This is a genomic window from Chitinophaga pinensis DSM 2588, from assembly GCF_000024005.1.
GTDB classification, from domain to species: domain Bacteria; phylum Bacteroidota; class Bacteroidia; order Chitinophagales; family Chitinophagaceae; genus Chitinophaga; species Chitinophaga pinensis.
In genome coordinates this window covers 6,857,409-6,873,772 of record NC_013132.1, presented here as the reverse complement: position 1 = coordinate 6,873,772, position 16,364 = coordinate 6,857,409, and the positions used below count along the sequence as shown (strand labels likewise).

General features: G+C 45.6%; 7 protein-coding genes. 5 read left to right on the top strand and 2 right to left on the bottom strand.

Annotated features, from left to right (window positions below; genetic code table 11):
* Both CPIN_RS26600 and CPIN_RS26595 read right to left on the bottom strand, forming a co-directional pair.
* Positions 1-447 carry a MauE/DoxX family redox-associated membrane protein gene (locus CPIN_RS26600; protein ID WP_012792971.1) on the bottom strand — a complete coding sequence of 149 codons (447 nt, stop codon included), beginning with the start codon at positions 445-447 and terminating at the stop codon, positions 1-3.
* A gap of 162 nt (positions 448-609) precedes the next feature.
* Entirely contained in the window at positions 610-1,335 is a 726-nt protein-coding gene (locus CPIN_RS26595; protein WP_012792970.1) for a DUF2071 domain-containing protein, read from the bottom strand.
* Positions 1,336-1,442: 107 nt separating this feature from the next.
* On the opposite strand from CPIN_RS26595, the gene CPIN_RS26590 reads away from it, so the two are divergent.
* The 5 genes from CPIN_RS26590 (at position 1,443) to CPIN_RS26570 (ending at position 15,963) form a co-directional block, all read left to right on the top strand.
* Positions 1,443-1,964, top strand: a complete 522-nt coding sequence (locus CPIN_RS26590; protein ID WP_148230647.1) for a hypothetical protein — start codon at positions 1,443-1,445, stop codon at positions 1,962-1,964.
* 4 nt (positions 1,965-1,968) lie between these two features.
* Complete coding sequence (locus CPIN_RS26585; RefSeq protein ID WP_012792968.1) at positions 1,969-2,787, top strand: SOS response-associated peptidase; 819 nt, start codon at positions 1,969-1,971, stop codon at positions 2,785-2,787.
* A 367-nt stretch (positions 2,788-3,154) separates the two neighbouring features.
* Complete coding sequence (locus CPIN_RS39495) at positions 3,155-3,286, top strand: hypothetical protein (RefSeq protein WP_272867904.1); 132 nt, start codon at positions 3,155-3,157, stop codon at positions 3,284-3,286.
* Positions 3,249-14,978: an Ig-like domain-containing protein gene (locus CPIN_RS38745; RefSeq protein ID WP_052306882.1), complete on the top strand. Its 11,730-nt coding sequence runs from the start codon at positions 3,249-3,251 to the stop codon at positions 14,976-14,978. The genes CPIN_RS39495 and CPIN_RS38745 overlap by 38 nt, the downstream gene beginning before the upstream one ends.
* A gap of 1 nt (position 14,979) precedes the next feature.
* Positions 14,980-15,963, top strand: a complete 984-nt coding sequence (locus CPIN_RS26570) for a PorP/SprF family type IX secretion system membrane protein (protein ID WP_012792966.1) — start codon at positions 14,980-14,982, stop codon at positions 15,961-15,963.
* Positions 15,964-16,364 lie beyond the last annotated feature (401 nt).

The window sequence follows — 16,364 nt, the reverse complement described above, 5'->3', positions numbered from 1 at the left end:
TTATACGTGAACGAGTTGTTTGGATGGGCGGATGTTATCGTCAGGTCTGGAGTATAGCCACATACCCAGGAACGCAAGCAGCACAAAGAAAATATTGAAATAAAGGTGTTGTGTCCATGTCATACGGGAAATGACACCTCCGCAGGAGCAGGGGATCTTTTCGGCTAGTGTCATGAGCACAATTATGTAAGTTGTAAACAGCATCATCATCGCAAAGGATGCATAGAGACCGGTACGCCTGTATCGTGGAAGGACCAGGAGCAGTGCAATAATGATTTCTGCTACAGGCACCACTATAGCTAATACGGGGGCAAACCCGGTTAATAATGGAGATTGGCCTATTACTGCACGGAAGTTTTCATAATCGCGGAATTTGCTGACGGCTGTGTAAACGAACAATAGAATGAACAAGAGACGGATAGTCTCAAGAACCGTTCTTCTTAACATGGAATATGGATTTACAGGTTAAAGTGTAATCTCATTCAGTTTGGGCATGATCAGTAAATATAAAATGGAGATTTGAGACAGTTTAAGGATCGTCTCCCCGGTTCTCACGTGTATCGCTGGCTATTTTGAATCCTAATTTAAGGAATTATTCTGAACATTCTGTTAGCGCCCGGTGATATTTTTTATGGCTTTCATGCTCTTCCATTCATGTTCTACCTGTGTCATCAGTAGCGCATTGTCAAATTGAATGCTGCCTTTGGGGAATATTGTTTCATTTTCATAGAAGCTGGAATGTACCTGTATAGCTTCTAAGGGCCGTACCTGCCATTGATAGGTTTCCAGTTTTAGTCCTTCGTATTTGTCACCGTTGGGAGAGTAGCCGACTGCGCCTCTTTCAAAAAATGCAGATACATTTTCCAGTGTTCCGAATATTGAGTTGGGATTGAATACATCCGTTGTACGTGCGTCAATAGAGGTCGTTGTATTGTCGGAGCTGCTAAAGTCAACGTGGTAGTTGCCACCAGCTTCCCGCACATTGAATTTAGCAAAGTAATGTTTACCCGGAAATATTCTTCCGCCAAGGAGCGCGTTCAGTCGGAGAGACGTATCACGGCGTGGAATATAGACGCCTTCTTTGGTAACACCATTTTCTTCCCATTCCACAGCAATGCGATGGGCGCCATTTTCAGAATTGATACCTGTGAAGTCAGGAAATCCTTTCGGCTTGATATGTTTTAGCCGGATGAGGCAGATGCCGACAATGGCCTTTCCGTTATAAATTTTGGGGCGGAATGTTTCCGGAAGAATGTTGCGGACTACTTCGGGTTCAGCTGTGAAATTAATCAGCATTCTTCTGTCAATATAGCCATGTATTGCAGGTAGTTTCATATTTACAGGGATGATGTGTTGTTTGATGAAATCGTATACAATTTACTATGAAAACAAGATAACATAAATGACAGATAGCAGCTATTACAGACAAATTACCAGGATGCGTGAAGTTTGTTTATTTTTACGGCCGCGAAATGAGTCGTTTGCTGACATATAATCCATTTGAGGTAATGACGCCTGCTTTTATAGAGATGCTGTTACAGCATACGCATGACTATGCGGTGTTGCAAAAGTTTCAGTATCCGGGTGTAGCGGCTAACAAGGGGTTTATGACCACGGCTTATACGACAAAGGAGCAGGCATTGGTACATCTGGCGGAGTTGCATCCCGGAGAGGGAAAGATCCTGCATCTGGCGGACAAAGCTGACAGGGAGAAATTACTTGCCTTACTCGATCCTTCCTCAGGATATCAGTTCTTTTATAGCACAACACCGGATGTTGCTGCTTGTAAAAAACTGACGCAGTTATATAAGCAGAAAGTGAGTAATTATATCAAAAGTCAGTTACATATGAAAAGTGACGGAGGGTATGAAGTCATATTAAAGGTGATTACAGGACGGTTTATGGCAGTTATCACTTCCGGACAGCAGCGAAAGGAAGTATTGTTTTATGAAATGATCAGATAATAATATGTGCAGAAGTATCTCTATGCATTGTGAAATAGAATTGACTATTGACGCCTTTCCGGAACTGGAAAACGACAAGCAGGTTGTATTCGATAAAGAGGGACTTGTTTATATTGATTCCACGTCATTTCCGCTGGCGGATGTTATTTCCCGGCAACAGGACAGGATGGTCCTTTCCGAGATGGCCTGGGGAGTGGTACCATTGTTTGAGAAGGACAGAGATAAGGTAGTGTCGAGAAGACTGGACATGGTGAATGCCCGTGCGGAAAGAATACTGGATGAAAATTCTTTCTGGTATAAATCAGGGCTGGTCAGACAGCCTGCGTTAATACCCGTTACCAGTATTTTTGAATACCGGCATATTCACGGATGGAATAATAAGGTACCGTATGCAGTTCGGACGAATCATCAGCCCGAGCAGCATCCATTTTATGTTCCCGGTATGTATCAACTACACCATGAGCACGATGCGAAGGGACAGTTGGTGCAGGTAGGCAGTTTTACGATGGTCACCACGGAGGCGAATGAAGTGATGCGACAGATCCATAATGGTGGGAACAACCCGCATCGGATGCCTTTGTTTTTACCCCTTGATATGGGCAAACAATGGATCTCTTCCAGCAGGACGAAGGGAGATGTAAAAGAAATCCTGCAATACCGGTTGCCGGCTGACCAGTTGAGTTATCATACCGTGTTTACCCTGAGTGGCAAGAAAAGTCGTCCGGATGGCAAGGCAAAGGATGCTTATTGGGAATGGCCGAATCTTCCTGAACTGGGGAATGACTATCCCAAGGGGAGTGCTATGCAGACGTCTTTGTTTTAAACGATATTTTAATCTTCTTACAGGCCACATGTTGCATATTTCAGCAGCATGTGGCCTGTGTGTTTTATAAGGTATAATAGCCCCTGTTAAGCCACAATAATGTCATTTAAATAGCTTATTACTTATATGAGTAATTATTCGAGAGGCGGCAATAGATTGTGTTTCAGACAAAAAGGGTATCCTGAGTAAAGTCATCAAAAAATACACATATAAATATATTTGCTATTTAATTATTTTAATATATTTGTTCATTGGTTGTAGGACTGGTAATCATCATTTTTCGCATAGGACAGATTATCGGAAATCTTTCTACCCCTGTTTTCTTCGCAATGTGTGATAATGTACAGAAAAACCTTTCCCTATACATATGAATCAGTGGTTACATGAGGTAGCCCATCACTATATCTATGAAAACACGTATCGTAAACGTTTTATCAAGCCTGGTCTTGATATTCTGTTCAATGGTGACGTTCGGCCAGATGCCGTTCAGCCCCTGTAACCCCAGTGGGGGAAAGAAGGGAGACATTCTGGGAATTGAGACCAGGTACAGAGCGCCCGGTGGGGCAGCACCCGTATTTAACATCCCTGCAGGTACAAGGTCAATTACAGTGTATATTTCCTCCGAGACGGGTATTACCACGATGTTGGATAATCCGCAGGGAGATGAGGACTTCATGACTGTCAATGCAATTATTGACCTGACCTCCAACACTTCTTCCGGTTACGTGAACTTTGCCAAGAACACTTTTGTGGATGGTTCAGGTACAAACCTGTATGGTTGGCAAAAGGTTCCCCTCGGCGCATATATCCCTAATGGAAGTAAGTTAGGGGATGCTACTCCCAATCTGAACAACGTGAACTTCACGGTGAGCGGCAGTACACTGACCATCACCGAAAGTGCGAATACGATCCATTCGTCGTATTATGTTGAGTATGTGTCTCCGTACAACAACTCTATCAACCCCCTTGACCCGCAGGTCAGGGCTTTGCTGCATGGTACCGGTACGGCGAATACGGACCTGACGATCCCTATTCCGACAGGCGCGAACCTGATTTGTATATCAGGTAAAGGTACTAACTCAAGCGCTGTTGATCTTAATACATCCGCTGGTACAGAGGAAGGTTATTCGAATCTCCGTGTTACCATAGATATGGATGCTGGTTATACGGATGGTTTTGTTACACTGGCGAATGGTGGTTCTGTCGACAGACGATCCACTTATGTCATTAATAACCTCGCGAGTTCGTCGACGATGAATTTCCTTTCATCCGCCGCGATCACAGGTGACTATACTTCTAAACTGACCACTGCCGGTGCCGTGGGTGTGTATAATCCTCAGATATATGTCAGCGGTACCAATCTTGTTATCAGGCGTGATGCGAACTATGCAAGAGACTTCGATGATGCTTATGTGGTAGAGTTCTATCACAGGGTAGGTCAGGGGATGAGTGCGGAGTTTATCAATTCTGATATTCAGCCGATACCGAAGGGCGTGAGTTCTACGACAGGTATCAGCAGAACATTTAATATACCTCCTGGTACGAATGCTATTTACTTCAATGAAACGGGTAACGCGTGTAATACCGACAGAGAAAGTAATGAAAACTCCATTGCGGCATATGCTTACATCGATCTGAATACAGAGACGGCTACCGGTTATTTTTATCAGCAGGTAGGTCTTGATGGCGTTAACAGACGAGATGACAACTTTGCATTCAAAGGCGTATCATTAAATGGCAGCAGCGCCAGAGCGCATGCGAGCACCGTTGGTTTCAAAGGGCCTAATGCTTACGATATCGTTTTCACATTATCCGCAGATAAAACCCAGCTTACAGTGACCAACAGAACGGGCCTGGCGAATCCTGATTACCAGTTCCTGTTGTCAATGGACTATTACGGTGCGAGACCGGATGTTGCTTTTGATGCTTCCAGTATTGCGCTGGCAAAAGGTCCTTCCTGTAATGTGATCAGGGCCACCTTCAACGTGTGTAACCCGGGAGCTGGTAACAGCAGCGGGGGGATGCCGGTATCCTTCTATCATGGAGATCCTACTACGGACCCTGCGGCGGTATTATTATATACCGGTGCATTTGGAAGTGGTTTACTGGAAGGGGAGTGTAAGGTATTTACCTACGATGTTCCGATGAACGGTTTTGATGACCTCAACGTACCGATGACCATTGTCATAAACGACAATGGTAGTTTTGTTACAGGAGGTGTGGGTACAGCCGTGGGTACACCATTTACATTGGCGTCACTGGTGAACCAGAATTCCCTTTATAAAGAATGTAACTACGATAATAACCTCATTACAAGAGTCTTAAATGTAAATAACTGTCCGGTTCCCAATCTCGATGCAGATAACAGTTCCGGAGCGGTTGGCAGATATAACTACCTGAACTATTTCAATGCAGGTACTCCTGGTGGTGTGAAGATCAATGATGCAGATCTTGCCGTGGTGGATCCGGGTGGCACGACAATCGCTTCCGCTACGATTACATTAACGAATAGATTAGATGGAGCTGCTGAGTCGGTTTTCATCAATGGTACATTACCGGCAGGTATTACTGCAACCGGTAGTGGAACAGGTACAATCGTGTTGTCAGGTGTTGCGTCACAGGCTGCTTATGTTGCTGCGTTGAGACTGATAGAATACCAGAACAGCAATCCTTCTCCTAATACGACTAACCGTATCATTACTACTGTGCTGAATGACGGACTGGAGACTGGGCCGGCTTCCACTACCACGATCGTAATATTAACAGATCCGCGTATCAATGTATCAGGTAATGGTACTACGATCGCAGACAATAGTACGATGGTAAATGCGACAGACTGGACAGACTTTGGTAATACGATTTCAGCTTCCGTAACACGTACTTTTAGTATCAGCAACGTTGGTACCGGTGTTATTAATTTAACAGGTACACCAGCGATAAGTATTGCTTCCGGAGATGCAGGGTTTACAATATCAACACAACCAGGTGTTACCGCGCTTCCTGCTGCACAAAACACCAGCTTTGTAGTGAACTTTAATCCGGCAGCACATGCTGTTGGTGTGTATACAGCTGTGATACGTATTGTGAATAACGATACCAATACTGACAGAGCCGACTTTACTTTTACGGTATCAATTACGGTGAATGGTTTACCAACGGTAACGAATTTTACTGTAAATGGGACGGAAGATAATACGCTGGCATTTACTGCGGCAAACTTTACTTCTAACTATAGTGATCCGGATGGCGCACCGCTGAATAGTATCAGAATTACCAGTCTGCCGTTAAACGGTAGCTTCCGTCTGAATGGTACTGTGATCACGGTGGGTCAGGATATTCCGGCTGCACAGCTGGGTAATATCACCTTTATACCTACCGCTAACTGGTCCGGCACTACAGGATTTGACTGGAGAGCTTATGATGGTACTTCCTTCTCAGCAGGGACATCCCATGTGACGATCAATATCCAACCGGCGAACGATGCGCCGCAGATTACTACGCCAACCAGTATCGCGGTAACAGAAGATATTCCTGCATCGCTGAAGGATATTTCCTTCTCTGATATTGATGCCGGTACAGGTGTGGTAACAGTTACATTCTCTGTGCCTAACGGAACGCTGAATGCGACCTCCGGTGCAGGTGTGACTGTTAGTGGTACGCCGGCTGCATTGATATTAACGGGTACAATCGCTGATATTAATGCCTTCCTGGTAGCGAATAGAGTCAATTATTCCTCTACCCAGAATCCGCCACCAACCGTTATACTGACGGTAAATATTTCCGACAATGGTAATACTGGTGCAGGAGGTGCACAACAGGCTACAGCTACCGTACCACTGGGTATTACAGCTGTGAATGATGCACCGACTGGTACAGGTGATACACGTACCACAGCGGAAGATACCCCGGTAAACGGGGCAGTCACGGGTAATGATGTGGATGGCGATGTGCTGACTTATACATTGGGGACGCCTCCTACAAACGGAACGGCGACAGTTAATGCTTCTACGGGCGCTTATACTTATACGCCGAATCCGAATTATAATGGTCCTGATATGTTTACCGTTGTGATCAGTGATGGGCATGGCAGTTCAGTGACTGTGACGGTGAATATTACTGTTACAGCTGTAAATGATGCACCGACCGGAACAGGCGATACGCGGACGACATTGGAAGATACACCAGTAAACGGTGCTGTATCTGGAGCAGATGTGGATGGTGATGCGTTGACTTATACCTTAGGTACAGCTCCGACCAACGGTCTGGCGACAGTAAATGCTACTACGGGTGCTTATACTTATACACCGAATCCAAATTATAATGGTCCTGATGTGTTTACCGTTGTGATCAGTGATGGGCATGGCGGTTCAGTGACTGTGACGGTGAATATTACAGTGACCGCTGTAAATGATGCACCGACCGGAACAGGAGATACGCGTACGACACTGGAAGATACGCCAGTAAATGGTGCAGTATCTGGAGCAGATGCAGACGGCGATGCGCTGACTTATACCTTAGGTACAGCTCCGACCAATGGTCTGGCGACAGTAAATGCTACTACGGGTGCTTATACTTATACACCGAATCCGAATTATAATGGTCCGGATGCGTTTACCGTTGTTATCAGTGATGGTAATGGTGGTTCAATAACTGTGACGGTGAATATTACGGTGACCGCTGTGAATGATGCGCCGACTGGTACAGGAGATACACAGACTACACTGGAAGATACGCCGGTAAACGGCGCAGTATCTGGTGCAGATGTGGATGGTGACGCGCTGACTTATACTTTAGGTACAGCTCCAGCAAACGGTCTGGCGACAGTAAATGCTACTACAGGTGCTTATACTTATACACCGAATCCGAATTATAATGGTCCGGATGCGTTTACCGTTGTGATCAGTGATGGTAATGTTGGTTCAGTAACTGTGACAGTGAATATTACAGTGACCGCTGTAAATGATGCGCCGACAGGAACAGGAGATACACAGACTACACTGGAAGATACCCCAGTAAATGGTGCAATATCTGGTGCAGATGTGGATGGCGATGCGCTGACTTATACGGTAGGTACAGCTCCGACCAATGGTCTGGCGACAGTAAATGCTACTACAGGTGCTTATACTTATACGCCGAATCCGAATTATAATGGTCCGGATGTGTTTACTGTTATTATCAGTGATGGTAATGGTGGTTCAGCAACGGTGACGGTGAATATTACGGTGACCGCTGTGAATGATGCGCCGACTGGTACAGGAGATACACAGACTACACTGGAAGATACGCCGGTAAACGGCGCAGTATCTGGTGCAGATGTGGATGGTGACGCGCTGACTTATACCTTAGGTACAGCTCCGACCAATGGTCTGGCGACAGTAAATGCTACTACGGGTGCTTATACTTATACACCGAATCCAAATTATAATGGTCCGGATGCGTTTACCGTTGTTATCAGTGATGGTAATGGTGGTTCAGTAACTGTGACGGTGAATATTACTGTTACAGCTGTAAATGATGTACCAACCGGAGCTGACCAGAACCTGACTACTCCGGAAGACACTCCGCTCAATGGGGCAGTAGTAGGAGCAGATGCAGATGGCGATGCATTGACTTATGCGATTGGCACAACGACACCAGCAAATGGTAGTGTGACAGTAAATACTGACGGTACATTTATCTATACACCGAATGCTGATTATGTAGGTACCGATGCCTTCACCGTAGTAATCAGCGATGGTAATGGCGGTACAGCTACTGTGACGATCAATATTAATGTTACGGCAGTAAACGACGCGCCAACTGGTACAAACCAGAATCTGACTACTCCTGAAGATACTCCGCTCAATGGGGCAGTACTAGGAGTAGATGCAGATGGCGATGCATTGACTTATGCGATTGGCACAACGACACCGACGAATGGTAGCGTGATAGTAAATACAGATGGTACATTTATCTATACGCCAAATGCTGACTATGTAGGCACTGATGCCTTCACCGTAGTAATCAGCGATGGTAATGGCGGTACAGCTACTGTGACGATCAATATTAATATTACGGCAGTAAACGACGCGCCAACTGGTGCAAACCAGAACCTGACTACTCCGGAAGATACTCCGCTTAATGGAGCGGTAGTAGGAGCAGATGCAGATGGCGATGCATTGACTTATGCGATTGGCACAACGACACCAGCAAATGGTAGTGTGACAGTAAATACTGACGGTACGTTTATCTATACACCGAATGCTGATTATGTAGGTACCGATGCCTTCACCGTAGTAATCAGCGATGGTAATGGCGGTACAGCTACTGTGACGATCAATATTAATGTTACGGCAGTAAACGACGCGCCAACTGGTACAAACCAGAATCTGACTACTCCTGAAGATACTCCGCTCAATGGGGCAGTAGTAGGAGTAGATGCAGATGGCGATGCATTGACTTATGCGATTGGCACAACGACACCAACGAATGGTAGCGTGATAGTAAATACAGATGGTACATTTATCTATACGCCAAATGCTGACTATGTAGGCACTGATGCCTTCATCGTAGTAATCAGCGATGGTAATGGCGGTACAGTTACTGTGACGATCAATATTAATATTACGGCAGTAAACGACGCGCCAACTGGTGCAAACCAGAACCTGACTACTCCGGAAGATACTCCGCTTAATGGAGCGGTAGTAGGAGCAGATGCAGACGGCGATCCATTGACTTATGCAATAGGTACAACGACACCGGCAAATGGTAGTGCGACTGTAAATGCAGATGGTACATTTATCTATACACCGAATGCTGATTATGCTGGAGCAGATGCCTTTACCGTAGTAATTAGTGATGGTAATGGCGGTACAGCTACTGTGACGATCAATATTAATGTTACAGCAGTAAACGACGCACCAACTGGTACAAACCAGAATCTGACTACTCCTGAAGACACTCCGCTCAATGGGGCAGTACTAGGCGCAGATGCAGACGGCGACGCATTGACTTATGCGATTGGCACCACGACACCAGCAAATGGTAGTGTGACAGTAAATGCAGATGGTACATTCATCTATACACCGAATGCTGATTATGTAGGCACCGATGTCTTTACCGTAGTAATTAGCGATGGTAATGGCGGTACAGCTACTGTGACGATCAATATTAATGTTACAGCAGTAAACGACGCGCCAACTGGTGCAAACCAGAACCTGACTACTCCTGAAGATACTCCGCTTAACGGAGCAGTAGTGGGCGCAGATGCAGACGGCGATGCATTAACTTATGCGATTGGCACAACGACACCAACGAATGGTAGTGTGACAGTAAATGCAAATGGCACATTTGTTTATACACCGAATGCAGACTTCAACGGTACCGATGCCTTTACAGTAGTGATCAGTGATGGTAATGGCGGAACGACAACAGTAACAGTTAATATTACGGTTACAGCAGTAAACGACGCGCCAACTGGTGCGAACCAGAACCTGAGTACTCCTGAAGACACTCCGCTTAATGGAGCGGTAGTAGGCGCAGATGCAGACGGCGACGCATTGACTTATGCGACTGGCACTACGACACCAGCAAATGGTAGTGTGACAGTAAATGCAGATGGTACATTCATCTATACACCAAATGCTGATTATGTAGGCACCGATGCCTTTACCGTAGTAATTAGCGATGGTAATGGCGGTACAGCTACTGTGACGATCAATATTAATGTTACAGCAGTAAACGACGCGCCAACTGGTGCAAACCAGAACCTGACAACTCCTGAAGACACTCCGCTTAATGGAGCGGTAGTAGGCGCAGATGCAGACGGCGATCCATTGACTTATGCGATTGGCACAACGACACCAACGAATGGTAGTGTGACAGTAAATGCAGATGGCACATTTGTTTATACACCGAATGCAGACTTCAACGGTACCGATGCCTTTACAGTAGTGATCAGCGATGGTAATGGTGGAACGACAACAGTAACAGTTAATATTACGGTTACAGCAGTAAACGACGCGCCAACTGGTGCAAATCAGAACCTGACAACTCCTGAAGACACTCCGCTTAATGGAGCGGTAGTAGGAGCAGATGCAGACGGCGATGCATTGACTTATGCGATTGGCACAACGACACCAGCAAATGGTAGTGTGACAGTAAATGCAGATGGTACTTTCATCTATACACCAAATGCTGATTATGTAGGCACCGATGCTTTTACCGTAGTAATTAGCGATGGGAATGGCGGTACAGCTACTGTGACGATCAATATTAATGTTACAGCAGTAAACGACGCGCCAACTGGTGCAAACCAGAACCTGACTACTCCTGAAGATACTCCGCTTAACGGAGCAGTAGTAGGCGCAGATGCAGACGGCGATGCATTAACTTATGCGATTGGCACAACAACACCAACGAATGGTAGTGTGACAGTAAATGCTGACGGTACATTTATCTATACACCGAATGCAGACTTCAACGGTACCGATGCCTTTACAGTAGTGATCAGTGATGGTAATGGCGGAACGACAACAGTAACCGTTAATATTACGGTTACAGCAGTAAACGACGCGCCAACTGGTGCAAACCAAAACCTGACAACTCCTGAAGACACTCCGCTTAATGGAGCGGTTGTAGGAGCAGATGCAGACGGCGACGCATTGACTTATGCGACTGGCACCACGACACCAGCAAATGGTAGTGTGACAGTAAATGCAGATGGTACATTCATCTATACACCAAATGCTGATTATGTAGGCACCGATGCCTTTACCGTAGTAATTAGCGATGGGAATGGCGGAACAGCTACTGTGACGATCAATATTAATGTTACAGCAGTAAACGACGCGCCAACTGGTGCAAACCAGAACCTGACTACTCCGGAAGACACTCCACTTAATGGAGCGGTAGTAGGCGCAGATGCAGACGGCGATCCATTGACTTATGCGATTGGCACAACGACACCAACGAATGGTAGTGTGACAGTAAATGCAGATGGCACATTTGTTTATACACCGAATGCAGACTTCAACGGTACCGATGCCTTTACAGTAGTGATCAGCGATGGTAATGGCGGAACGACAACAGTAACAGTTAATATTACGGTTACAGCAGTAAACGACGCGCCAACTGGTGCAAACCAGAACCTGAGTACTCCTGAAGACACTCCGCTTAATGGAGCGTTAGTAGGAGCAGATGCAGACGGCGACGCATTGACTTATGCGATTGGCACAACGACACCAGCAAATGGTAGTGTGACAGTAAATGCAGATGGTACATTCATCTATACACCAAATGCTGATTATGTAGGCACCGATGTCTTTACCGTAGTAATTAGCGATGGTAATGGCGGTACAGCTACTGTGACGATCAATATTAATGTTACAGCAGTAAACGACGCGCCAACTGGTGCAAACCAGAACCTGACTACTCCTGAAGATACTCCGCTTAACGGAGCAGTAGTAGGCGCAGATGCAGACGGCGATGCATTAACTTATGCGATTGGCACAACAACACCAACGAATGGTAGTGTGACAGTAAATGCTGACGGTACATTTATCTATACACCGAATGCAGACTTCAACGGTGCCGATGCCTTTACAGTAGTAATCAGCGATGGTAATGGCGGAACGACAACTGTAACAGTGAATATTACGGTTACAGCAGTAAACGACGCACCAACTGGTACAAATCAGAACCTGACTACTCCTGAAGATACTCCGCTTAATGGAGCGGTAGTAGGAGCAGATGCAGACGGCGATGCATTGACTTATGCGATTGGCACAACGACACCAGCAAATGGTAGCGTGACCGTAAATGCAGATGGCACATTTGCTTACACACCGAATGCTGATTATGTAGGCACCGATGCCTTCACAGTAGTAATCAGCGATGGTAATGGCGGAACGACAACTGTAACAGTTAATATTACGGTTACAGCAGTAAACGACGCACCAACTGGTACAAATCAGAACCTGACTACTCCTGAAGATACTCCGCTTAATGGAGCGGTAGTAGGCGCAGATGCAGACGGCGATCCATTGACTTATGCAATAGGCACAACGATACCAGCAAATGGTAGCGTGACAGTAAATGCAGATGGCACATTTGTTTATACACCGAATGCTGATTATGTAGGAGCAGATGCCTTTACAGTAGTGATCAGCGATGGTAATGGCGGAACGACAACTGTAACCGTTAATATTACGGTTACAGCAGTAAATGACGCACCGACCGGCACAGATCTTAATCTGACCATGGCCGAAGACAATCCGCTCAACGGAACAGTAGTAGGAGTAGATGCAGACAACGATCCACTGACTTATGTTATCGGAGCGACAAATCCTGCAAATGGTATCGTGACAGTAAACACAGATGGAACGTTTGTCTATATTCCGAATCCTAACTTTAACGGCATAGATGCCTTTACGGTAGTCATCAGTGATGGTAATGGTGGTACAGCTACCGTAACAGTTAATATTACAGTTACACCAGTAAATGATGCACCAACCGGTACCGGCGATACCCGTACTACGCCAAGAAATACACCTGTCAATGGTGCTGTTAGCGGAACCGATGTTGACGGCGACGTATTGACCTATACCCTGGGCACACCTCCTGCAAACGGAACAGCGGTCGTAAATACTGATGGTACTTATACCTATACGCCAAATGCAGGTTACAGTGGTCCGGATAGCTTTACAATCATCATCAGCGATGGTAATGGCGGTACAGTGACAGTAACGGTTGATATCACCGTAACAGCTATTAATAACGCGCCTACAGGTACCGGCGACTCGCAGACGACACTGGAAGACACTCCTGTAAACGGAGCTGTGACCGGAAACGACGCAGATGGGGATCCATTGACTTATGTCCTGGGTACTGCCCCTGCAAATGGCGGCGTGATCGTTAATGCTGATGGAACTTATATCTATACACCAAATGCGAACTATAATGGTCCGGATAACTTCACAATCCTGATCAGCGATGGTAATGGTGGTTCTATCACCGTACCGGTAAGTATCATTGTTACACCTGTAAATGATGCGCCAACCGGCACCGGCGATACGCAGTCTACTCCGTTGAATACGCCGGTAAGCGGCGCCGTAAGCGGTACGGATGTAGATGGGGATGTCCTGACTTATACATTGGGTACACCTCCGGCAAATGGTACTGCCATTGTAAATGCAGATGGTTCTTATACCTATACACCGAATACCGGTTATGCCGGCCCGGATAGCTTCACAATCATTATCAGCGATGGTAATGGTGGTACAGTCACAGTAACCGTAGATATCATGATGATTACCGTGGTGCCTAATCCGGCTATTGCACTGGTGAAAGTAGGTGCAAGGGATAAAAATGATATCACTTACATTTTCCATGTTACTAACACGGGTAATGTTCCGTTGCACAACATCGTGGTATCTGATCCGCAGATGGGTGTGACCAAGAATTATAGTGGTACACTGCAACCTGGCGCCTCTGTAACGATGACAGCGGTATATCATATCACCCAACAGGATAAGGAAGCCGGCAGCGTTACAAATACAGCAACGGTGACTGGTCTGACGCCTGCTGATGCAACGGTTACGGATATCTCCGGTACTTCGTTGAACAACGATACGCCTACTGAGACAACTGTTCCGGCTCCACCGCAGGCAAATGATGATCAGGCTGAGACGCGCGCAAGTATTGCTGTTGTGATTCCGGTACTGGATAATGATGATCCGGTAGAATCAACCTTCAGTATTCCGAGCTTAACAATCACCAGCATTCCTAAACATGGTCAGGTGACTATCAACGAAGATGGTTCTATCCGTTATATGCCGGACAACGGTTATACCGGAGAAGATGACTTCAGTTACCAGGTCAGCGATGTAGATGGTTACATCACTAACATTGCTGTGGTGAAGATCACTATCGTAGAAACAGATCTGAGAATACCGCCATTGTTTACACCAAATGGTGACGGTAAGAATGATGTGTTTGAAATACGCGGACTTAACAAGTATGTAGAAAATGAGTTAATAATGGTCAATCGTTGGGGTAATGAAGTATACAGACAGAAGAATTATCAGAATACCTGGAGCGGCAATGGATTGAACGACGGTACTTACTATTACCTGTTGCGTGTTAAAAAGGCCAACGGTGACTGGGAAGTAGTGAAAGGATACACGACGATTATCCGAAAAATGAAAGATTAACATGAAAAGAAGTCTAATATTGATGATGTCGTTGTTGCTGGGCAAACTTGCGTTTGCTCAGCAAGACGCACAGTTCAGCCAGTACATGTTCAATGGTATATACATTAACCCTGCATATGCTGGTTATAAGGAAGTGCTGAACATACACGGTTATTACCGTAATCAGTGGGCGGGCATTGATGGGGCTCCGCGGAGTTTCTCTATTGCAGTAGACAACATCGCTGCTGAAGGTAATGTAGGATGGGGTGTACAGGTAGGTGGCGACAGGTTAGGCGCCCAGACTTCTGAATCTGTGTATGCCAACTACGCCTATCGTATCAGAACAAATGAGGATGGTACCGCCAGACTCTCATTCGGTATCAGTGCCGGATTGGTACAGTTGGGTATAGATGGCCGACAGCTCTGGACACAGGATCCGGAAACGACTATTACGCCTGGCGTTATCAAAACAATGGTCCCAGATGCCAGAGCGGGGATCTATTATGCTGATCAGACATTCTATGCAGGATTTTCTGTTGATAATCTTGTATCGCCTCACGTCAACAAGGCTAAATACGCATATATACCGCAACCAAGACCGCACTATTATCTGACGGCAGGTTTTATGCTGCCGATAAATGACCAGATACAACTGAAACCGTCTTTCCTGATTAAGGATGACAGGGGAGGACCAACCAGTATGGACCTCAACGTCTTTGTACTGTTTAAACAGATGCTCTGGGTCGGTGGTGGTTATCGTACCCGTGTTGACCTTTATAGTAAGGACTATCTGCAAAAAGCACTGTCCACCAGGAACTCTGCTATTGCAGCGATAGAGGTATTCCCATCGGAAAATCTTCGCATCGGATATGCCTACGATTTTTCTACAGGACCACTACAGAGTTATAATAACGGTACACATGAATTGTCTATCGGATATACTTTCGGGTCTATGCTTAGTCCGGAGAGAAAGAAGGCAAGAGTGGACTGTCCAAAATTCTTCTAATAGGATATAGTTTTTCAAAAAAAGTCGGTGTAAGCTACTTACACCGGCTTTTTTCGTTTAAGATCAAATTGCTTCAGCGGCTCAGGTTTTTTCTAACAATGAAACAGATAGCTAATCTGGATATAAACGCAATTAATATGCAGACTGATAAAATATAGCATAGTATCTTCCTACCTTTCTGTCGTTATTATCAACCAATATCTAAATCCGGGAAATGAAGCGATCATCCATTGAAATACTGATGGCTTATCTCATCGCCATGCTATTCCTTACGGTGCGTTGAGCAAAAATCATTTACTTATTCTTTCTTTTTTCATTACCTGCTGTAGAGATTATGCTTGCCTTGTTATTACCAATCAGGAACTTCACTAGGAAGGTAATCTTTGGAGCGCTACAGACCT